Consider the following 20,380-nt stretch of genomic DNA (forward strand, 5'->3'; position numbering starts at 1 on the left):
TTTTGTAAAGTATTGTATATCAGTTTTAAAAATTGTCGTTGTTTTTAATTTTTCTAATTTGTTCTACACATTTATGCTTCTGGTTTTGGGCATTATGCTTGCTGGAATATCGATATTTGCTTTGGATCTCCTCAATGCTTTTATTTTTCATAAAAATATCCTGAATTAAGTTTTTACAATGCGTAGAAATAGAATTAATGTAACCGTTAAGTCTATCCCAATAATCCCGCTCGTTTTCAATCGCTAAATTGATTTCTTCTTGATGAGTAGCGTAATAGTTTTCCGGAATTTCTATGAGAAACTGTTTATTTCTCAGCTTTTTCAACCATAAGTTTTTAGAAATTCCTGAAATGTAATAACCAAGACAGGTGTGCGTTTTAAAGTCGTCAGTAAATAATTTTTCGTATAAAATAACCAGTGAATCCTGAAAAATGTCTTCGGCATCCTCTAGATTCCCTTTGTTATTAAGAACAAATTTTTTAGTGTAAGTAAAGTATTGTTGATATAAAATGGCAAAAGCTACATTGCTGTTTCTCTTAAAATCATCTATTGCTAGAGTATTTGTTGTTTTTCTGTCCATTTTATTTTCAACATTTTTTGAGTCTGCTTGCCGGCAGAAAACCTTCGATCTTGTCTATAAGGTAATATTCCTAAAATCTGATCTGTGGCATCGCACAGTAACCAAGCGTTTTCTTTTTCCAGAAAAGATAATTTTTCATCTCTCAGAAATTTTGAAATCTTCTTTTTTCCTGCCATTCCGATAGGGAAAAATACATCGCCTTCTACCTTCTTTCTTAGCTTTAAAGGAAGATTTACTTTTTCAATATCTAAAATCCATTCTAAAGATTGAGAACTTGAAATCTGCAACTCTATATTTTCAGAAATTTCTATTTCTTGATCTTCATTGATCTTTAAAATAATTTCCTGAGGGATTTCATTCGGAATGTCTGATATTTTGAGAGGTGAGAAAACCAATTCATTTCTATTGATAATCAATTGATACTCTTTTGAAAAAAAAGAACTTCCATTTTCAGCTTTGAAAATTTTAGAAATTTCCTCTTCCTGATTAAAACCGTATTTCTTTAAAATCTCAAACTTTACAAAATCACTTTCCTGATCCAGCTTTTCTTTGGATACAATTTTATGGTCTTTGTTAAATGTTGAAAGCTTATTTTCTATTTCTTTAATTTGATGTTGAACAAAATCTTTGGTCTGATTTAAGTAAGAAGAGCTTTTTTTGAAGTTTTCCAAAAAATGGTCGTTGGTTTCTAAAAGCTTGGGAACAATCTCGTTTCTGATTTTATTTCTTAAGTAATCACTTTTCTTATTAGAAAGATCTTCACGAAATTCAACGCTGTTTTCTTTTGCAAACTCGTAAATATCTTCTTTTGAAAAGGATAAAAGAGGACGAAGGATATTATTGTCATTGGAAGGGATTCCACTTAAACCATTAATTCCGGCTGCTTTTGAAAGATTGATGATGAATGTTTCCAATTGGTCATTCAAATGATGTGCAGTCACTAAAAATTCTAATTTTTCCTGTTGCTGAATATTTTTAAAGAAAGCATAGCGGAGCTCTCTTGCCCAAAGCTGAATAGAATTGTCCGGTTTTTGATCTTTTTCTGAAACTTCATATAAATGAAAAGGAATCTTGTTTTTCTCACAAAAATCCTGAACAACTTTTTGGTCGAGGTTAGAATCTTCACTGCGAAGTTTATAGTTGATATGAGCTATATGAAAGGAAAATCCAGAGTTTTGAAACAAATAAGCCAGCACCATAGAATCAGCACCGCCACTCACTGCTAATAAATAAGTGTGGTTTTCCGGATTGTGAATAAGATTTTCTAATTGATCTCTAAAACGTAATTTTTTCAACATCTAGGTTGATAATTTCTTTTGTACAAAGATAACCCATATAATTAAAATGAATTTTCCTAAATTTGATTCGTCTAAAAAAGATTATTTATGAAGATTATTAAAATTCTAGCAGTTTCTGCGATGGCGTTGGGGATGACATCTTGTATAAGCAAAAAGCAATACGATGCTCTAAGTTCAAACTATAAGCAATGTATTGAAAACATTGGCGAAAGACAGAGAGAGATTCAGGATCTGAAGTCTCAAAACTCTGCATTGTCAGGTGAGAATAATTTACTAAAAAGTCAGCATGATGCTTTAAAATCATCATTAGATGCTTGTTTGTCTAATACAGGTAAAAGTTCTGCAAATATTGATAAGCTAGTAAGTGAGATCAATTCTTCAAACTCTTACATCAAACAACTGATTTCTAATAATGCTAAAAATGACAGTTTAAACTTAGCATTATCGAACAAACTGAAAAGATCTTTGGATAATGTAACAGACGATGATGTTCAGGTAAAAGTATTGAAAGGGGTAGTGATGATCTCGCTTTCAGACAAAATGTTATATAAAGTGGGTGACTACAATGTATTGCCTGCAGCTCAGGAAGTATTAGGAAAAGTGGCTAAAGTAATTAATGATTACGATAAATATTCAGTATTAATTGAAGGTAATACAGATAACTCTCCTTTAAGTTCTCCAAACTTACCAAGAGACAACTGGGATCTTTCTGCATTAAGAGGTACATCGGTTGCTAAAGTTTTACAGTCTCAATTTGGAGTTGATCCTGCAAGAATTACAGCAGGTGGACGTTCTGAATACAATCCTAAAGCGACAAACATGAGCGTTTCAGGTAGAGCAGAAAACAGAAGAACAGAAATTATCATTATGCCTAAGCTTGATGAATTCATGAAGTTGATGGATATTGCTCCTAAGAAATAAGAATTTCAAATTCTACATACAAAATAACTCCCGAAGAAATTCGGGAGTTATTTTTTTAATCAAATTAATTCTTCTTTTTTCAATAAGGAAATAATTCTTTGGAAAAATGAAGAGGATATTCCTGGTTTAGTTTTTTTCACAGAAGAAGCCGCCTTGTCCGGGGACACTGCGGTCTTCTGATTCTTAGTGTTTATTTGTTTTTCCCCTACCTTCATTGTTATTTTTTTTCTTAGTGTTTCTACCCGTCTTTGCAAAGGTATTACAATGACAGATGAAAAAACATCCGTGTTTTTACGGTAATTGACATGGGGCTTTCCCTGTCTTTGGGAGAATGTTTGCCTCAAAATTTATTCTTTTTCCTTATATTTAGTTAAATTTGAATCACAAAAATTTGTAGAATGAGCTTTTTTGAAGAAAAGAATCCAGAAATGGACAGGTATTTGGAAACACACGGATCTTCCGAACCTGAAATTCTGAAAAAATTAAGAAAAGAAACCTTCCAGAAGACGACGCAGCCTCATATGATTTCGGGATATCAACAAGGGAGACTTTTAACCATAATTTCTCAGATGTTACAACCTAAAAATGTGTTGGAAATTGGAACTTTCACAGGGTATGCAACTTTATGTTTGACGGCTGGTTTAGCAAAAGACGGAAAAATAACAACGTTGGATGTCAATGAAGATCTTGCTTATTTACCAAAAAAATACTTCCAGGAAAGTGAATATTCTAGTCAGATCAACTTTAAACTTCAGGATGCAAAAGAGTTTTTAAAGGAAACGGATGAGATTTTTGATCTTGTTTTTATTGATGCTGATAAAGAAAATTATGCAGAGTATTTTAGATTAATTAAGCCTAGAACACAATCGGGTTCAGTGGTATTGTTTGATAATGTTCTTTGGTATGGTAAAGTACTGGAAGAAAATCCGAAGCAAAAATCTACTCAAATCATCAAGGAACTAAACGATTTGATCGCAAAAGATAATGATTTTGAAAATCTTATTTTACCTTTGCGTGACGGAGTGAATTTCCTAAGAAAGATATAAGATATTTATTATCTAAAAAATTATGAATAAAGGAATTTGTATTGTTACAGTAGCACCAGTGCGCGCAGAAAATTCTGACAAAGCTGAAATTGTTACTGAAATATTGTTTGGAGAAAGTGCAGATATTTTGGAAGTGAATAAAAACTGGACCAAGATAAAAATGCATTATGATGGCTATGAAGGATGGATGGATACCAAACAAATAAGGCCTGTAACAGACGAAGAGCTGGCGAATAGAAAAGTAACCTTAATCACTGAAGATTTTTCTTCTGTGCTGATGAATGATGGGAAGACATTGCTTTCTATGGGTTCTGAGGTTGAATTTCCTGCTGTAGCTTCCAGAAGAAGTCATGATACCCGTGAAAGTATTGCTTTAACAGCAAAAGAATTTCTTAACGTCCCTTATTTATGGGGCGGGAAAAGTTTTTTCGCAGTAGATTGTTCTGGTTTTACACAGTTGGTTTACAAAGTTCATCATGTGAAATTACCGAGAGATGCATCTCAGCAGGCAGAAGTAGGGGAGACATTAAGTTTCGTGGAAGAAAGTCAGCCTGGAGACCTTGCTTTTTTTGAGAATGCTGATGGTAAAATTATTCATGTAGGAATCATGCTCGATAATCAAAGAATTATTCATGCTTCCGGAAAAGTAAGAATTGATACCTTAGATTCTACAGGGATTTTTAATAAAGAACTGAATCAGCATACTCATAAATTAAGAGTGATTAAAAGTATCATTTAAATATGAAAATCTCGAGCATATTATTAATTGTAAATACTCTTTTACTTATCGTAATTTGGGCTTTTACAGGAATGAAATATGCTGGATTACCTGATAGTATTCCTACCCATTTTAATTTTCAGGGTAATGTAGATGGGGAAGCCGGAAAGGCGGCAATTTGGGCTGTACCATGTATCGCTACATTTATTTCGGTTCTCTTTGCAGGACTCTCGAGAGAACCTAATTCTACTTTATTAAACGTTCCGAAAAGTTTTCGAAATAAAAAGACGTTAGAACTATACTTATATTCTATTCAGTTTCCTGTAATGCTTTTGTTCTTGGACATTGTTATAGAAAGTATCCGTATTGCAGAAGGCAAACAGGCTAAGCTAAGCGAACTTGTTTTTTTTATTGTGGGATTATTATTTGCGGTGATTGGAGTTGGTCTTGTAAAATCAATTCAGGAGGGAATAAGAAATAAGGCTAATCATTAAAATAACCAGGTTTGAAATTTCTCTACACCATATTTGTTAATCTTCTCATCTTCGGAATGAAGGTTTTTTCGTTGTTTAATGATAAAACTAAAAAAGGCGTTGAAGGAAGGAAGCAATCTATCCATATTATTAAGTCTAAATTTTCTACATCTGATAAAGTAATCTGGATGCATGCTGCAAGCTTGGGCGAGTATGAGCAAGGGTTGCCAGTGTTAGAAAAACTGAAAAAAGAATTTCCGACACATAAAATTTTAGTTACTTTTTTCTCACCATCTGGCTATGAAAATGTTATTAAAAAGAAACATATTGCTGACTGTATCTGTTATTTGCCTTTCGATAAAAAATCAACAGTAAAAGACTTTATTTCCCAGTTTGAAACTGAACTATTTTTTACGGTGAAATATGATTACTGGTATCATCTTTTGGCTGAATTAAAAGAGCAGGGTGCAAAAACCTATGTTATTTCTGCTTTGTTTTATGAGAATCAGGCTTTCTTTACCTCGTACGGAAAATGGTTTGTAAGACAGTTGAAAAATAATATTGATTGGTTTTTTCATCAAACAGAAATGTCTTTTGCACTTGCAAAAAGTGTAGGCTTAGAGCGTTCTTCGATAGCAGGGGATACAAGATTTGATCGTGTGAAGCAGCTTCGAGAAAGAGACAATCATGTGAAGTATATCAACGAATTTATTGATGGGAATAAGACTATTGTTTTCGGAAGTTCTTGGGGTTCGGAAGAAAAGATAGCGGACATTATTTTAAAGGCGAATCCGTATGTTAAAATTATTATTGCTCCTCACGATCTCAAAAGGGTTCAGAATTTAAGAGAAATTTTTTCTGATACTTTGTTGTATAGTGAAATTGCAAATCAGTCATCATTTAATCATCATCGTTTGCTTATCATCGACAGTATTGGGTTATTGTCAAAACTCTATTCTTACGCTGATGTTGCAGTGGTGGGAGGAGGTTTCCACGATGCAGGTTTACATAATATTCTGGAAGCAGCAACTTTCGGAGCGCCAGTGATTTTTGGAGATCATTATAAGAAAAATCCCGAAGCAGATGATTTGATCTCAGCTAACGGCGGAAAATCTTTTGATGAAGAAAATGTTGCAGCCGACTTCGCACTATTTCTTCTCAATGATGAGAATGAAGAAGTACTAGCGGAAATGTCTGCAAATGCTAAGAAATTTGTGGATGAAAAACCTAATTCAACCGAAATTATCCTCAAGAAAATTCTATCTTAAAAATCCCTGACTTTTTATTTCTTTCATAATCTGATCTAAATTATCCGGAATGTTTTCACATTTCAGCCAATTAAAATCTAAACCATTATTAATACAAAGCTTTTGTAGATACGTATTGCTGTTGATTTTCTTATCAAGATTTTCTAAAAGTTCATCAATCTCCATCCAGTAATCTTCATCTAATTTTTTTGCTAAAATTAATGCTCGGAATATTTTATTGATGATATAAAGATAAAGCTTGTAAACATTGTCAAATCTTTGTCTACCAAGTTCTTCGTTGTTTTCCAGAATTTCATTGATGAGTAATATAAAGCTGTAACATGTCAATCTTTGTCTACCAAGTTCTTCGTTGTTTTCCAGAATTTCATTGATGAGTAATATATGCAGAGAGATTTCTCCAAACTTATCGGTCGTTATCTTTATGTGTTCTGTTATTTCGGCACTGATCTTTCTGATAATGGTTTGGAAATATTTTTGATTTCCAATGTATTTTGAAGCCAAAAGAACTTTCTCCTTTACATTTTCTTCCATTGCATCTCTTTTGTCATCGGTTGTTTCTGTATCAATCAATTCGAAATACAGTTTTTTAGACAAAAGTTTATCCTTCTTTAATAATCTGAAAATAAGACGGTCTTTTTCTACAGGAGAAAAATTACTTAAAGCCGCTTTAAATTCTTTTGAATACTCCATTAATTAAAAATTTTTGAATATTTAAGAAACCCATTTAATGCCCAATTGGCCGTGTAATACAATGATTTTACAGTAGAGAATTCCATAAAATCTTTGTACACCAAATATTGGTCTTTAATGATATTTTTTTTCTTTCTGGAAACGCTGTTTTCGCGCATTCTATATTTTGCTAATGTCTTTTTTACGGGATAGCCTTTGGGGATTTCTTTTAATAAATTCAACCACATTACATGGTCTTCACGTTTGCTTTTTATGGGAAAGAAAAATTTACCTACTCTTTGGGTATCATACATCGTGGAAACCGGTGCGAGTCTGCAAGTCTTCAGCAAGTTTGAGAAAGTAACGATCTTATCAGCAAGATAATCCTTTAAAATAGGCTGCATGGTATGTTCATCACATCTTGAATAATTACAATAAACAAGTTCTACGTTATTTTCCTGCATATAATCCGTCATTGTTTCCAAGTATTCAGGATACCATAAGTCGTCCGAATCCAGAAACGCAATATATCTTCCTTGGGCTCTTTCCAGGCTTTTATTTCTTGCATTTCCTGCGCCTCCGTTTTTCTCTAATGCTTCCAGTTTTATTCTGGGATCATTGTATTTCTTGATGATCTCTACGGTATTGTCTTTAGAAAGGTCGTCCGTTATCAGCCATTCCCAGTTTTCATAGGTTTGGTTGAGGACAGATTGTATCGTTTCTTCTATAAATTCTGCAGAATTATAGCAGGGAGTGATGATGGAAACAAGGTCTTTCATTTGTGCAAAGTAATATAAATAGATTTAAAGTTGGATGAGGGACTCTTAAAATTATAAAAATCTTTTTTCGTAAAGATGCCATGAGCATACTCCGACTCCTATAACAACAAGCATGCATACAAACGCCATGAAATAAGGATTGTAATTGGCAAATAAGCCTAATGTAGCAAATACTCGGATAATAGGGAAGTGGAAGATGTAAATACCATACGTGAAATCTCCATATTTTCCGAAGTTATTTAAAAACTTAAGAGAATAGGCGATATACAGAACGATGATGCTTATCATGATGGGTGAGAATAATTTAATTTTAAAAATCAAATCAATCCAAACCGTTAGAATGGCGATGATAAAAAGGATATTTTTATGTTTAATAAATTTTTCAAAATTAAAATACACCAACATTCCGCCAATGAAATAGCATAAAGCTCCCGGAATTTGTCTGGAAATTTCTACTCTGCCAGTCATCTCAAAATAATTAAGATAAATTAATGAAAGAAAATAAAATACTATTAAACTTACATTTCTATATTTATTATTCTTTCCAAAGAACAGGAAAAGTACCGGAACTAAAAAGTAAAAACACATTTCAATTTTTAAGGTCCAAAGGGCACCGTTTACAGCTCCATTCCCGAAAACTCCCGGAAGGTTGGGCGCCATAAAGTTCATAAATGCTGAGTTCCAGAAAAGATATTTATAGGTTTGGGAGTTGGTGAAGTATTCCGCAAAGGAGAGCGTGCTCACTAAGCTTAATAATATAGTACATAAAACTACAACCAGCCAATAGCCGGGAAGAATTCTATTCAGTCTTTTTTTGATGTATTTCTTCAGGGTACTTGTTCTTTCATAGCTTCGTGCAATTAAAAAACCACTAACGATGAAAAATGCAAAAACACCCACTTCTACAGGGCTATGTTTTAGGAACTCAAGGGAAGGTGATGCACTTAGAAAGCCTAAATGTCCAACAAAAACGATGAAAGCGAGGAGAACACGGATGAAGTCAAAATTATTTTTCGCGATATCTTGCATTTGTATTTTTCTACAAAAATAACTTTTTTAGTAAATATATAACACTATCATATAGTTCAATATTTGTTAAATAGAGGTAATATTGCAGGAATGAGCAGTAACAATTTTAAAAATATTGGTTTTTGAAATAATTTTTCACAAAAAACTATTAAGTAAATCAAAAAAATTATAATTTTAGCGCTTGAAAAATTTGATACATGAAGAAATTAGTTTTACTATTTGCAGGTTTATCATTATTTGTAGCTACAGGGTGTACTAAGGATGACGATGAAGTAGTTCTATCTCCAATCAGAGGAGTTTGGCAGCCATTGAAAGAGGTTGTTACGACTGTAGAAATAGGAGAAGATCCCGTTACAGATGTTATTACGTATACCGACTGTCAGAAAGAATCCAGATGGAGGTTTAATACGGATGCATTAGGACAAAGAATTGAATGGAATGACACCGCTACACCTGGAGTGTGTGCTATATCATCAAGTCAAAATTTCAATTATGTATATGACAGTAGTGCAAAAACAATACAGATAAAATATCAAGGTACTGTAGAACCATCTAACGGTAAGGTAGTTACTCTTAATGAAACTACAATGAACCTTGCTATAAGAGAAGAAACTTCTGATCCTACCATATATAAGACAAGAACCTATACTTTTAAGAGAATTCCTCAATAATAAGTAATCGTTAAATACATAATAAAAGGTCTCATCTTCGGATGAGATTTTTTTGTTTGGGTATGCATTATAATTAATCAAAAATTAAAGTTGCATTTCTTTTAAAATCATTATTTTTGTGAAAACTAGAGTTAAAATTATTCTAACATCTAGAGTCTAACATCTAATATCAATAATAACGTGTTTTACGATCATCAGCAGATAGAAAAAAAGTGGCAGAAATACTGGGAAGACAATCAAACGTATAAAACTTCCAATAACACAGATAAACCAAAATTTTATGTTCTCGATATGTTTCCGTATCCATCGGGGGCGGGGCTTCATGTGGGTCACCCGCTGGGATATATTGCATCAGATATTTATGCGAGATATAAAAGACATCAAGGGTTTAATGTTCTCCACCCGGTTGGTTACGATAGTTTCGGACTTCCTGCTGAGCAATACGCAATTCAAACAGGGCAGCATCCTGCCGTTACAACAGAACAGAATATTAACAGATATGAAGAGCAATTAAGAAAAATTGGTTTTTCATTCGATTGGGGTAGAGAAGTAAGGACTTCTGATGCTTCTTATTATAAATGGACACAATGGATTTTTATTCAATTGTTCCACTCTTGGTATAATAAAAATACAGACAAGGCAGAATCTATCGAAACATTGATCAAGCATTTTGAAGAGAATGGATCATTGGATGTAAATGCCAATCAAAACGAAGAATTAAATTTCACGGCAGAAGAGTGGAAAGAAGCATCTGAAATAGATAAAGAAGATATCTTATTAAACTACCGTTTGTCTTTCAGAGCAGAAACTACGGTAAACTGGTGTCCTGCTTTAGGAACCGTGTTGGCAAACGATGAGATAAAAGACGGAAAATCTGAAAGAGGAGGTTTCCCTGTTTTCCAAAAGAAGATGATGCAGTGGAGCATGAGAATTTCTGCATATTCTGAAAGATTGTTGCAAGGTCTTAAAACATTAGACTGGCCACAACCCTTGAAAGACGCTCAGGAATACTGGATCGGAAAATCTCAGGGTGCTCAGGTTCAGTTTAATATTGATTCTCACGACGAAATCGTTGAGGTTTTCACCACAAGACCTGATACTATTTTCGGAGCAACATTTATGGTGTTGGCGCCAGAAAATCCTTTAGTGGAAACTATTACTACAGCAGAGCAAAAAGCTGAGGTAGACAATTATATTGAAGAAACTTCTAAGAAGTCCGAAAGAGACAGAATGTCTGACGTGAAAAACGTTTCGGGAGCTTTCACAGGAAGTTATGCGATTAATCCTTTCAGTAATGAAAAGATGCCGATCTATATTTCAGATTACGTATTGATGGGGTATGGGACAGGAGCTGTAATGGCTGTTCCTGCACATGACGAGCGTGATCACAGATTTGCGAAGAAATTTAGTTTAGAAATTAAAAAAGTGGTGGAAACTGAAGAAGACGTTCAGGAGAAATCTTTTGATTCTAAAACAAGTGTTTGTGTAAATTCAGATTTCTTGAATGGGTTAAGCTATGATGAAGCAAAAGCATTAATCATTGATGCCGTTGAGAAAAAAGGAATTGGTCACGGAACTACAAATTACAGACAGCGTGATGCCATTTTCTCAAGACAACGTTATTGGGGAGAGCCGGTTCCTATTTATTATAAAGATGGAATGCCTTACACATTGCCAAATTCTGCGTTGCCTTTAGCACTTCCTGAAGTTGAAAAGTATTTACCAACAGAAGATGGAGATCCGCCATTAGGAAATTCAAAAACTTTTGCTTGGGATGAAGCCAACCAGAAAGTGGTTGCTACAGACTTAATTGATGATAAAACAGTATTTCCTTTAGAATTATCTACAATGCCGGGTTGGGCAGGAAGCTCATGGTATTTCCTTAGATATATGGATCCTAATAATGATGAGGTTTTTGCTAAAAAAGAATTAACCGATTATTGGGGACAAGTAGATTTATATATTGGTGGTAGCGAGCACGCAACCGGACACTTATTGTATTCTCGTTTCTGGAATATGTTCATGAAAGATCGTGGATATGTGAATCATGATGAGCCTTTCCAAAAGTTGATCAACCAAGGGATGATTTTGGGGATGAGTGCTTATGTGTATAGAATTGATGGGACTAATCAGTATGTTTCTAAAAATATAGCAAGCGAATATCAAACTCAGCAAATCCATGTTGATGTATCTTTATTAAAAGGAACCTCTGATGAATTGGATACGGAAGCTTTCAAAGCTTGGAGACCAGATTATGCTGATGCTGAATTTATTTTAGAAGACGGAAAATACATCACAGACCGTGAAGTAGAAAAAATGTCTAAGTCTAAATACAATGTAGTAAATCCTGACGATATCTGTAATGAATATGGAGCAGACGGGTTGAGGTTGTACGAAATGTTCTTAGGTCCGTTAGAGCAATCTAAGCCTTGGAATACACAAGGTCTAAGTGGAGTCTATGGTTTCTTGAAAAAATTCTGGAATTTATATTTCGACGGAGAAAATTTTGAAGTTTCTGATGAAGAACCTACAAAGGAGGAATATAAAGTATTGCATACATTAATAAAGAAAGTGGTTTACGATATCGAAAACTTCTCTTTCAATACATCTGTATCATCATTTATGATTGCTGTAAATGAATTACAAAAATTAAAATGCAACAAACGCAATATTCTAGAGCCTTTAGCCGTTATCATTTCGCCGTATGCACCGCATATCTGTGAAGAACTTTGGAGTCTGTTAGGACACAATACTTCTATTGAATTTGAAAAATTCCCGGAATTGGATGAAACGTACTTAGTAGAAGACGAAATTCAGTATCCGGTAAGTGTAAATGGTAAAATGAAATTTAAATTATCCCTATCTGCGCAATTATCTGCTAAGGAGGTTGAAGATTTGGTGATTAAGGATGATAAAATTCAACAAATTCTGGAAGGGAAAGCACCAAAAAAAATCATAGTAGTGCATCACAGAATTGTGAATATTGTAATTTAAAAAAAAATTAACATTGGTAATTTAAAAAAAATGAGGGGTTAAATTTTTTAATATTTTAACATAAATGTTAAAATTGAGGAAAATAATTAAAAAATTGAAAAAAAATTATAATATCGAAATCGTATTAAAATTTCTTTATCAAAAAAAACAAAAATGTTTATTTAAGACTCTTGCATTTTAATTAATTTTGCCTTTAATTTACAAACTGTAAAATTTTAAAACAATATAATTTAGTTAAATATGGAAATGAATGTTTCAAAAAATGATGAGCAATTAGTTGCTAGAAAAGCAGGAGGTTTAAATCCGGCTATTATTATTCCTATTTTATTCGTTATAGGAGTTTGTATCTATTTATTCGTTCTTGGTAGCCCAGGAAATTTTAAAGATGCAGATAAACTAGGTGGTGGTTCTGTAGCTTTCTCAAGTGTTGAAGGAAAAGACATTCATCCAGAGTCGTTTTTAGGTATTATCTACAAAGGAGGGGTTATTGTACCAATCTTGATTACTTTCATGATTACAGTAATTGTTTTCTCTTTTGAAAGACATTTCGTACTTGGAAAAGCTGCTGGGAAAGGAAACTTAGACAATTTCGTAGTACAAGTAAGAAGCTTATTGAACCAAAACAAAGTTGATGAAGCTTTAGAAGAGTGTGACAGACAACAAGGATCTGTAGGTAACGTAGTGAAAGAAGGTCTTACTACTTACAAAGCGCTTTCTCATGATACTACTTTAAATAAAGAGCAGAAAATGGTAGCTCTTAACAAAGCTATCGAAGAAGCTACTACTTTAGAGATGCCAATGTTAGAGAAGAACATGATGATTCTTTCTACATTAGGAACTGTTGCAACGTTGATCGCACTTTTAGGAACTGTAATCGGGATGATTAAAGCATTCTTCGCATTAGGTTCTGGTGGTGGTACTCCAGATGCAGCTGCACTTTCTACAGGTATTTCTGAAGCATTGATTAATACAGCTTTAGGTATTGGTACTTCTGCTATTGCAATTATTCTTTACAACTACTTCACATCTAGAATTGATGGATTAACTTATAAGATCGACGAGATCGCAATGAGCATCCAGCAGTCTTTTGCTGAATTCAACTAAGAATTGAATCTTTAGCAAGGTGTTTGCATTAGCAATAAAAGAAGTTTAATTAAAAATAATTCAAAACAATGGCGAGAGTCAAACCAAAAAGACATGGAGTAGTGACGGATATGACGGCAATGTGTGACGTTGCATTCCTACTACTTACATTCTTTATATTGACCACTCAGTTTAAGAAACCTGACGTGGAGCAGATTAAACCGCCATCTTCAATATCAGAGAAGTTACTTCCTGATGCGAGTTTGATGACCATCAACGCTACTGCGGACGGGAAATTTTATTTCCAGCCCGTAGAAAATGCATCAGAGAGACTACAGCTTTTAGATAAAATGGGTCAGAAGTATGGAATTACTTTTGACAACAACGAAAAAGCTGCATTTCAAAAAGTACAAGCGATTGGGGTTCCTATGAACCAACTTAAGAGCTATCTTGATTTGTCAGATGAGGAGCAGAAGAATTTCAAGAGTCCTAAAGGGATTCCTATGGATAGTACAAATAAGCAGTTAGTAGACTGGGTACAACAAAGTTTAAGCGTAAATCCTGATTACAAATTAGCAATCAAGGGTGACGTTACTACTGAGTATCCTAAAGTTAAAAGCCTATTTGAAGGTTTAAGAGATATTGATTTTCTTAAATTCTGGTTGATTACATCACAAGAAGGTAAACCATAATATAATCATTTAGAAATGGCAGAAGTACAAGTACAGGAAAAAGGCGGCAAAGGCGGCAAGGTACGTTCCAAGAAACAGAATACCAGGGTAGATATGACTCCTATGGTGGACTTGGGTTTTCTATTGATTACCTTCTTTATGTTCACAACCACATTCTCTAAACCGAATGTAATGGATTTGGGTCTTCCGGCAAAGCCGAAAGAAAATACACCAAAACCACCTCCAACAGAGATTAAACTTTCTAACTCAATTTCTTTATTATTGGGTAAAAACAATAAGGTTTTTTGGCATCAGCAAGATAATACATCTTTAACTGACCAAAATCTTAATGAAACTACTTACGATAGAGAAGGGATTAGAAAAGTAATTGAGCAAGCAAAAGCTAACGCGGCAGATAAAACAAAATTTACTGTTATTATCAAACCGACAGACGATGCAGTATACAAAAACTTTGTAGACATTCTTGACGAAATGGCTATTACCAAAAGTGAGCAATACGGTGTTACCGATGTGAAGCCTTGGGAACAAACTATTTATAATAAGAAGGTTGGTAATTCTGGAGCTCCAGCAGCACCAGCAACAAAGTAATTTAACCATAAAATTGTAAATCTATGGCAGATGAAAATGTATACAATCAAAATCTTACTTTAGACGAGATTGTATTTGAAAATAGAAACAAGGAGTATGGTGCCTATGATATTAGACATCAGTATCCAAGACTTCTGACAAAGTCTTTTATTCTTGGAACGGCATTATTCCTAGTTGCGGCTTTATCTCCTTTTATTTATCTTACAATTAAGAGACTTACTGAACCACCTAAGCAAGAAGTGAAGGCAGATTTAGTAGAGATTCTTCAGGAAGATAAAATTATTGAGGAGCCAAAAGAAGAATTACCACCTCCACCACCTCCACCAAAAGAAGAGGAAAAAATTGAGGTAATCCAGAACGTTGTTCCGGAACCGGTAAAAGCTCCGAAAATCGAAACTCCACCGCCGCCAATTTCTAAGCAATTAGAAACAACGACGGGTCTGAACAATCAGGAGGGTGTAAAAGCTCCGGCTTATACTCCACCACCTCCACCACCATCTACAGGTACAAGAACTTCAACTGCTGAAGTGAAGCCTCAGGTGAGCGATACTCAGGTCTATAGTGAGGTAGAGCAAACTGCAGAATTCCCAGGAGGGATCAACTCTTTCAGAAAGAAAGTAGGAGATAGCTTTGACAGTTCTGCGATGAATGGAGATGAAGGTACAGTAAAAACTGAAATTACTTTCGTAGTAGAAAGAGATGGAAGTATTACTGACATTAAGGCTAATGGAAAAAATGCAGACTTCAACTCTGAAGCTGTAAGAACGATTAAGTCTATTAAGAATAAATGGAGTCCGGCTAAAATTAATGGTCAATCTGTTCGTTACCGATTCAGATTACCTTTAACAATGAATTTTGAAGGATAAATTTATCTTTAAATAATAATTAAAAAAGAGAAGCAATAGCTTCTCTTTTTATTTTTTTTGGTATTTTTGTTTTATGATGTTCAATTGGTTATCCCTGATTACAGGATTGTTTTATATAGTACTAGGAGGAATCGTTATTTACTACAAATTCTTCTTTACAACTTTAGAACCTGCGGTTGCTTATGCAATGGGTGGGCTTCTTATGCTTTACGGGGTGTTCAGAATATACAGAGCCGTTTCAAAAATTAAAAATTCGGGAAATGAGGAATAGTATTAAACTTGTAATGCTATTCGTTCTTAGTGTTATTATTACAAATTGCAAAAAAGAAGATAAGTCTCCATCTTATCATAAAGGAGATCTTACAATCCTTACCGACGAATCTTTTAAAAGTGTTACTGAAGCTTTAGCTGATGGATATATGATCAATTATCCTGAAACGAAGATTAAAGTTGTTACCAGAAAAGAAGATTTAGGTTTTCTTGATTTGTTACAAGGTAAAGCAAGAATTGCCGTCATGTCTAAAGAGCTTTCTCCTGAAGAAGTTAAAGCTTATGAAGAGCAAGTGGATATGAAAATTTTACCTGCAAAATTTGCTGCTGATGCAGTGGTTTTTGTAGTTCCTAAAAGTTCTACAAAGACAAGCATTTCAATGGATGAAATTAGAAATGAACTTCAATCTGACAATAAAGCATTTATTTTTGATGGAACCAATTCAAGTAATTTGAATTTTGTAGCTCAGAAACTTAAAAAACTACCAAAAGATTTGAAATTTTCAGTAATTCCTGGAAGCCAGAATATTATTGAAGAATTAAATAAATTCCCTGATAAAATAGGAGTTATTGGTCTGAATACATTTAGCAGACCTTATGATGAAACTTCTGAAAAATTAAGAGAATTGGTAAAAGTTCTTCCTGTAGAAAATGAAGGAAAACTTTATACTGCTGATTCTAGTACATTACGTGAAATGAAGTATCCTTTTACAAGAGTTTTATACTTTTTAACAAATGAAGGAAATTTTAACATTGCGAATGGGTTTATAAGATATTCTTGTACTCAACTTGGCCAGATGATCGTAGAAAAGGAAGGATTACAACCATACAATATTTACAAGAGAGAGGTGCAAATGCATTAAAAATAATAAATTAACCTTTTGTCCACAATGATTACACTATTTTGGTCTGAAAATTGTGGAGTAAATTAACTCGATTTAGAATATATTAAAAATGAAAGATATAATGATTATGAATGTAAAGAAGATTGCTTTTGGAGCAGCCGTGGTATTTTTTGCCAACTTTGCCTCTGCGCAAACAGTACAAGATGGTATTAACAGTATTGACAGTGATAAATTTGCTCAAGCAAAAACTAATTTCACTGACATGATTGCTAAAGCGCCTACAGCTGAAAATTATTTCTATTTAGGAAACACATTTTTAAGACAGGGTGAACCAGATTTTGCAAAAGCAACAGAAAGTTTTAACAAAGGTCTTGCAGCAGACGGTAAAAGTTACCTTAACAAACTTGGTTTGGCTACTGTAAAACTAGGAAAAGGAGATAAAGGGGCAATTGCTGAAATTCAGAAAATTGTAACGGATTCTAGAGAAAAAGATGCAGAAGTATTGTTCAGAGCTGCTGAAGCTTTAACATTATTTGAAAAAAATAACTCTCCTGATCTTGCGATTCAGTTCTTGAATAAAGCGATTGAAAGAGCATCTAAAAAAGAAGTACCTGCACATTACTACTATACACTAGGAGACGCTTACAGATTGAAGAAAATTCCTGGTGATGCAATGAGCGCTTATGATAAAGCTTTGCCATTGGCAAAAAATAAAGCATCCGTTTATACAAGAATCGGAACTTTATGGATGGCTGCACAACAATGGAAGCAAGCGAAAGAAAGTATAGATAAAGCAATTGCTACAGATGCAACATATGCACCTGCATACAAAGCTTTAGCTGCTTATGATATTAAATATCAGGAAAACGCGAAAGCAACTCAGGATTTGATCAACTATACAAAGTATGCTGATGAAGATCCATATACACAATTAGAAATTGCTAAACTTTATTTTACAAATGAAGATTATGCTAACTCTAAAATGATTTTGGATAAGATTTTTGATAAAGTTGAAGATCCAATCAAATTTAAATTAAGAGCATATCAATTATTTGCTGATGGAAAATATCCTGAAGCAAAACAAAGCATAGACAGTTTTGTTTCTCAGGCTGAAAAGTCTAGAGTACAGCCTGCAGATCAAGGTTTACTAGGTCTTATTGCTGCTGGTTTGGCTAAAGACGAGAAAGATGCTGCTAAGAAATCTGCTTTAATGGCTGAGGCTCAGCAAAAAATTGGTTTGGCTAAAGCTGCAAAAGACGAAACAATGAAGTGGGATATGGAGCTTGCTAAAATCGCTGGAGGTGGTGGAGCATCGCAAGGTGCTGCTGATTCTGGACCAACAAACCCAACAATTGAAGGTTTAAAGCAAAAAGTTGCTGCTAATACTCAGGATACAGATTCGTTGTTTAAGTTGGCAACAGCTTATCAGGATGCTAAAAACTGGAACGGAGCAATTCTTACATGGCAAAAAATGAGTACTCTTCTTCCTGATTGGGCTCCTGCTTACTACAGCCAAGGATATTCTTATCAGCAAGCTGGAAATAATGACGCTGCAAAAATTGCTTACGAGAAATTTATCTCTACAGTAAAACCTGCAGATAAGGAAGCAAACAAACAAACATTGGCTTATGCTTACTTTGCGGTAGCATATATGAGTAAAGATGCAGATCTTGCAAAAGCAAAAGATTATGTTGCAAAATCTTTACAATTAGATCCAACATACCAAGATGCTGTAAAGCTAAACGGAGAAATCAACAAGTAATTTAAATTTTAAATTATAGATATTAAAACTTCCCATTCGTAATGTTTGGGAAGTTTTTATTTTAAATCCTATATTTGAAAATAGGAAACGTCTAGGGTTAAAAATTCGAAAATAGGAGAATAATAATTAGGCGTTCCGTCGTACAAATTAAAAATTAAAAATGAAAACAGATATACTTGCCTTTGGGGCACACCCTGATGATGTTGAATTAGGATGCGGTGGCACCATTGCCAAATTAATTGCAGAAGGAAAAACATGCGTGATCGTTGATTTAACGAAAGGAGAGATGGGAACTAGAGGGACAGATGAAACAAGAAGAATAGAGGCAGGAAATTCAGCGAAGATCTTAGGCGTTTCGGCAAGAGAGAATTTAGGAATGAAAGATGGCTTTCTTGTGAATTCTGAAGAATACCAAATAATGATCGTGAAAATGATCCGCAAATACCAGCCAGAAATCGTTTTAGCGAATGCAATTGATGATAGACATCCAGATCACGCAAAAGGAGCTAAATTAGTGTCTGATGCGTGCTTTTTAGCGGGTTTAAGAAAAATCGAAACGACAGAAGACGGAGAAAACCAAGACGTGTGGAGACCGAAGCATATTTTCAACTATATTCAGTGGAAAAATATCAAGCCGGAGTTTGTTATCGACATATCTGAACATCTTGATAAAAAGATTGAAGCATGTATGGCTTTCAAAACTCAGTTTTATGACCCCAATTCTGACGAACCGGAGACTCCGATCACGTCAAAAGACTTTTATGAGAGTTTAACCTATCGTGCACAAGATTTAGGGAGGCTATCGGGAGTTGCTTATGCTGAGGGATTTACGACTGAGAAGTTAATTGCTTTGAAAAATTTTGATGGAATTGTTTTGTAATTAAAAAACATTTCCTATATTTGCACCACCAAAAACGGTGATTGTAGCTCAGTTGGTTAGAGCGCCGGATTGTGGTTCCGGAGGTCGGGGGTTCGAGACCCCTCATTCACCCACATTTAAACACATTTTCTTCATTGAGAATGTGTTTTTTTTATGTAGTAATGCCAAGAAAGTATAGAATGTAATATTCTAAGGAGCTATTTCCCGCTTTCCATTGCAATCTTTTTTTTCAAAAAAGGATTTTCATTTCTATCGGGGCTAGGGTATTGGTCATTCTTACAGCAATACACCAAAATACAAATCAAACAAAAAAATCTAAGTTTATTATTCTACAAGAAATAAATTCTTTAAATCTGTGTCAGAATAATTTTATTATAGCATTAGAGTTAATTGTATTTTTTTTATTTAAAGTATGTTAATTCTATCCTAATACCTGCAAAACATCATGTATCACGGTAAAAAAAATTACTACATTTATGCATACCAACTTCAAATATGGAAATAAACGTTACAGTAAAGCAATTGGGTAAGAAGCATCCTATCCTTTCAGAACAGAAACTTGAAATAGGTTTTAATGATAGTATGATCTCATTAGAAAATTTATTAAAATTAATTGTTCAGCAACAGGTAGAAGTATTCAATGCGAAATCATTTGAATTAGAAGGAGAAGATAACACCAAAATTCCTTTAGAGAATTATCTGAATATTCTTACAGATACCGGAAAGGCAGGTTTCGGAAATATTTATAATCAAAAGAAAGCTGATTTACAGAAAGCACAGGAAAATGCTATCCAGGCATTTGAAGACGGAATGTTTGCTGTTTTTTATAATGATGAGCAGCTTGAAGATCTCAAACAAATCATAGACCTAAGTTTACAACAGACATTTGCTTTCATCAGACTTACTTTTCTTGCAGGAAGTTATTGGTAATTATAGACACTGAATCTC

21 protein-coding genes and 1 tRNA gene are annotated in these 20,380 nt (G+C 33.9%); 17 read left to right on the top strand and 5 right to left on the bottom strand.

Annotated features, from left to right (window positions below; genetic code table 11):
* Window positions 1-25: 25 nt before the first annotated feature.
* Both AMQ68_RS15265 and tilS read right to left on the bottom strand, forming a co-directional pair.
* Window positions 26-580: an RNA polymerase sigma factor gene (locus AMQ68_RS15265; protein ID WP_054511495.1), complete on the bottom strand. Its 555-nt coding sequence runs from the start codon at window positions 578-580 to the stop codon at window positions 26-28.
* The gene (gene tilS / locus AMQ68_RS15270) at window positions 553-1,878 is read right to left on the bottom strand and encodes a tRNA lysidine(34) synthetase TilS (protein ID WP_054511496.1); all 1,326 of its coding nucleotides are present in this window, start codon (window positions 1,876-1,878) and stop codon (window positions 553-555) included. The genes AMQ68_RS15265 and tilS overlap by 28 nt, the downstream gene beginning before the upstream one ends.
* An 87-nt stretch (window positions 1,879-1,965) precedes the next feature.
* Between tilS and AMQ68_RS15275 the strand changes: the two genes are divergently transcribed.
* The 5 genes from AMQ68_RS15275 (at window position 1,966) to AMQ68_RS15300 (ending at window position 6,304) form a co-directional block, all read left to right on the top strand.
* The gene (locus tag AMQ68_RS15275; RefSeq protein WP_054511497.1) at window positions 1,966-2,799 is read left to right on the top strand and encodes an OmpA family protein; all 834 of its coding nucleotides are present in this window, start codon (window positions 1,966-1,968) and stop codon (window positions 2,797-2,799) included.
* A 398-nt stretch (window positions 2,800-3,197) separates the two neighbouring features.
* Complete coding sequence (locus AMQ68_RS15285) at window positions 3,198-3,845, top strand: O-methyltransferase (protein WP_054511499.1); 648 nt, start codon at window positions 3,198-3,200, stop codon at window positions 3,843-3,845.
* A gap of 22 nt (window positions 3,846-3,867) precedes the next feature.
* Window positions 3,868-4,584 (top strand): C40 family peptidase, encoded by a 717-nt coding sequence (locus AMQ68_RS15290; RefSeq protein ID WP_054511500.1) that lies wholly within the window; start codon window positions 3,868-3,870, stop codon window positions 4,582-4,584.
* A 2-nt stretch (window positions 4,585-4,586) separates the two neighbouring features.
* Window positions 4,587-5,057, top strand: a complete 471-nt coding sequence (locus AMQ68_RS15295; RefSeq protein ID WP_054511501.1) for a DUF1648 domain-containing protein — start codon at window positions 4,587-4,589, stop codon at window positions 5,055-5,057.
* 11 nt (window positions 5,058-5,068) lie between these two features.
* Window positions 5,069-6,304 (top strand): 3-deoxy-D-manno-octulosonic acid transferase, encoded by a 1,236-nt coding sequence (locus tag AMQ68_RS15300; RefSeq protein ID WP_082384111.1) that lies wholly within the window; start codon window positions 5,069-5,071, stop codon window positions 6,302-6,304.
* On the opposite strand, the gene AMQ68_RS15305 is transcribed toward AMQ68_RS15300, so the two are convergent.
* Genes AMQ68_RS15305 through AMQ68_RS15315 form a run of 3 tightly spaced genes read right to left on the bottom strand, consistent with a single transcriptional unit; the run spans window position 6,296 to window position 8,781 of the window.
* Entirely contained in the window at window positions 6,296-6,994 is a 699-nt protein-coding gene (locus AMQ68_RS15305; RefSeq protein ID WP_054511503.1) for a hypothetical protein, read from the bottom strand. The two genes, AMQ68_RS15300 and AMQ68_RS15305, sit on opposite strands and share 9 nt — an antisense overlap.
* Window positions 6,994-7,752 carry a glycosyltransferase gene (locus tag AMQ68_RS15310; RefSeq protein WP_054511504.1) on the bottom strand — a complete coding sequence of 253 codons (759 nt, stop codon included), beginning with the start codon at window positions 7,750-7,752 and terminating at the stop codon, window positions 6,994-6,996. The genes AMQ68_RS15305 and AMQ68_RS15310 overlap by 1 nt, the downstream gene beginning before the upstream one ends.
* 51 nt (window positions 7,753-7,803) lie before the next feature.
* Window positions 7,804-8,781 (bottom strand): acyltransferase, encoded by a 978-nt coding sequence (locus AMQ68_RS15315; RefSeq protein WP_054511505.1) that lies wholly within the window; start codon window positions 8,779-8,781, stop codon window positions 7,804-7,806.
* A gap of 197 nt (window positions 8,782-8,978) precedes the next feature.
* On the opposite strand from AMQ68_RS15315, the gene AMQ68_RS15320 reads away from it, so the two are divergent.
* The 12 genes from AMQ68_RS15320 (at window position 8,979) to AMQ68_RS15375 (ending at window position 20,362) form a co-directional block, all read left to right on the top strand.
* Window positions 8,979-9,452: a lipocalin family protein gene (locus tag AMQ68_RS15320; protein WP_054511506.1), complete on the top strand. Its 474-nt coding sequence runs from the start codon at window positions 8,979-8,981 to the stop codon at window positions 9,450-9,452.
* Between the two features lie 180 nt (window positions 9,453-9,632).
* Window positions 9,633-12,446 (top strand): leucine--tRNA ligase, encoded by a 2,814-nt coding sequence (leuS, locus tag AMQ68_RS15325; protein WP_054511507.1) that lies wholly within the window; start codon window positions 9,633-9,635, stop codon window positions 12,444-12,446.
* Window positions 12,447-12,686: 240 nt separating this feature from the next.
* The gene (locus AMQ68_RS15330) at window positions 12,687-13,550 is read left to right on the top strand and encodes a MotA/TolQ/ExbB proton channel family protein (RefSeq protein ID WP_054511508.1); all 864 of its coding nucleotides are present in this window, start codon (window positions 12,687-12,689) and stop codon (window positions 13,548-13,550) included.
* Between the two features lie 68 nt (window positions 13,551-13,618).
* On the top strand, window positions 13,619-14,221 hold the full coding sequence (locus tag AMQ68_RS15335; RefSeq protein ID WP_054511509.1) for a biopolymer transporter ExbD: 603 nt from the start codon (window positions 13,619-13,621) through the stop codon (window positions 14,219-14,221).
* A gap of 15 nt (window positions 14,222-14,236) precedes the next feature.
* A complete protein-coding gene (locus AMQ68_RS15340; protein WP_054511510.1) occupies window positions 14,237-14,809 on the top strand; it encodes a biopolymer transporter ExbD in 573 nt (190 codons plus the stop codon).
* 23 nt (window positions 14,810-14,832) lie between these two features.
* Window positions 14,833-15,675, top strand: coding sequence for an energy transducer TonB (locus tag AMQ68_RS15345; RefSeq protein WP_054511511.1), 843 nt, complete (start codon window positions 14,833-14,835; stop codon window positions 15,673-15,675).
* Window positions 15,676-15,748: 73 nt separating this feature from the next.
* Window positions 15,749-15,946, top strand: a complete 198-nt coding sequence (locus tag AMQ68_RS15350) for a C4-dicarboxylate ABC transporter (RefSeq protein ID WP_185113405.1) — start codon at window positions 15,749-15,751, stop codon at window positions 15,944-15,946.
* The gene (locus tag AMQ68_RS15355) at window positions 15,936-16,808 is read left to right on the top strand and encodes a PstS family phosphate ABC transporter substrate-binding protein (RefSeq protein ID WP_054511512.1); all 873 of its coding nucleotides are present in this window, start codon (window positions 15,936-15,938) and stop codon (window positions 16,806-16,808) included. The genes AMQ68_RS15350 and AMQ68_RS15355 overlap by 11 nt, the downstream gene beginning before the upstream one ends.
* A 91-nt stretch (window positions 16,809-16,899) precedes the next feature.
* Window positions 16,900-18,552, top strand: coding sequence for a tetratricopeptide repeat protein (locus AMQ68_RS15360; RefSeq protein WP_054511513.1), 1,653 nt, complete (start codon window positions 16,900-16,902; stop codon window positions 18,550-18,552).
* A gap of 160 nt (window positions 18,553-18,712) precedes the next feature.
* Window positions 18,713-19,432, top strand: a complete 720-nt coding sequence (gene bshB1, locus AMQ68_RS15365) for a bacillithiol biosynthesis deacetylase BshB1 (protein WP_054511514.1) — start codon at window positions 18,713-18,715, stop codon at window positions 19,430-19,432.
* Window positions 19,433-19,468: 36 nt separating this feature from the next.
* A tRNA-His gene (locus tag AMQ68_RS15370) sits at window positions 19,469-19,544 on the top strand.
* A gap of 383 nt (window positions 19,545-19,927) precedes the next feature.
* Window positions 19,928-20,362 (top strand): hypothetical protein, encoded by a 435-nt coding sequence (locus AMQ68_RS15375; protein ID WP_054511515.1) that lies wholly within the window; start codon window positions 19,928-19,930, stop codon window positions 20,360-20,362.
* Window positions 20,363-20,380 lie beyond the last annotated feature (18 nt).

The organism is Chryseobacterium sp. ERMR1:04 (assembly GCF_001297705.1).
In the GTDB taxonomy this organism is placed as follows: Bacteria; Bacteroidota; Bacteroidia; order Flavobacteriales; family Weeksellaceae; genus Chryseobacterium.

What these genes read in the sequence shown, in the direction of transcription:
- AMQ68_RS15265 (WP_054511495.1), bottom strand. Translation starts at nt 580, where the DNA reads ATGGACAGAAAAACAACAAATACTCTAGCAATAGATGATTTTAAGAGA.
- tilS (WP_054511496.1), bottom strand. Translation starts at nt 1,878, where the DNA reads ATGTTGAAAAAATTACGTTTTAGAGATCAATTAGAAAATCTTATTCAC.
- AMQ68_RS15275 (WP_054511497.1), top strand. Translation starts at nt 1,966, where the DNA reads ATGAAGATTATTAAAATTCTAGCAGTTTCTGCGATGGCGTTGGGGATG.
- AMQ68_RS15285 (WP_054511499.1), top strand. Translation starts at nt 3,198, where the DNA reads ATGAGCTTTTTTGAAGAAAAGAATCCAGAAATGGACAGGTATTTGGAA.
- AMQ68_RS15290 (WP_054511500.1), top strand. Translation starts at nt 3,868, where the DNA reads ATGAATAAAGGAATTTGTATTGTTACAGTAGCACCAGTGCGCGCAGAA.
- AMQ68_RS15295 (WP_054511501.1), top strand. Translation starts at nt 4,587, where the DNA reads ATGAAAATCTCGAGCATATTATTAATTGTAAATACTCTTTTACTTATC.
- AMQ68_RS15305 (WP_054511503.1), bottom strand. Translation starts at nt 6,994, where the DNA reads ATGGAGTATTCAAAAGAATTTAAAGCGGCTTTAAGTAATTTTTCTCCT.
- AMQ68_RS15310 (WP_054511504.1), bottom strand. Translation starts at nt 7,752, where the DNA reads ATGAAAGACCTTGTTTCCATCATCACTCCCTGCTATAATTCTGCAGAA.
- AMQ68_RS15315 (WP_054511505.1), bottom strand. Translation starts at nt 8,781, where the DNA reads ATGCAAGATATCGCGAAAAATAATTTTGACTTCATCCGTGTTCTCCTC.
- AMQ68_RS15320 (WP_054511506.1), top strand. Translation starts at nt 8,979, where the DNA reads ATGAAGAAATTAGTTTTACTATTTGCAGGTTTATCATTATTTGTAGCT.
- AMQ68_RS15330 (WP_054511508.1), top strand. Translation starts at nt 12,687, where the DNA reads ATGGAAATGAATGTTTCAAAAAATGATGAGCAATTAGTTGCTAGAAAA.
- AMQ68_RS15335 (WP_054511509.1), top strand. Translation starts at nt 13,619, where the DNA reads ATGGCGAGAGTCAAACCAAAAAGACATGGAGTAGTGACGGATATGACG.
- AMQ68_RS15340 (WP_054511510.1), top strand. Translation starts at nt 14,237, where the DNA reads ATGGCAGAAGTACAAGTACAGGAAAAAGGCGGCAAAGGCGGCAAGGTA.
- AMQ68_RS15345 (WP_054511511.1), top strand. Translation starts at nt 14,833, where the DNA reads ATGGCAGATGAAAATGTATACAATCAAAATCTTACTTTAGACGAGATT.
- AMQ68_RS15350 (WP_185113405.1), top strand. Translation starts at nt 15,749, where the DNA reads ATGATGTTCAATTGGTTATCCCTGATTACAGGATTGTTTTATATAGTA.
- AMQ68_RS15355 (WP_054511512.1), top strand. Translation starts at nt 15,936, where the DNA reads ATGAGGAATAGTATTAAACTTGTAATGCTATTCGTTCTTAGTGTTATT.
- AMQ68_RS15360 (WP_054511513.1), top strand. Translation starts at nt 16,900, where the DNA reads ATGAAAGATATAATGATTATGAATGTAAAGAAGATTGCTTTTGGAGCA.
- bshB1 (WP_054511514.1), top strand. Translation starts at nt 18,713, where the DNA reads ATGAAAACAGATATACTTGCCTTTGGGGCACACCCTGATGATGTTGAA.
- AMQ68_RS15375 (WP_054511515.1), top strand. Translation starts at nt 19,928, where the DNA reads ATGGAAATAAACGTTACAGTAAAGCAATTGGGTAAGAAGCATCCTATC.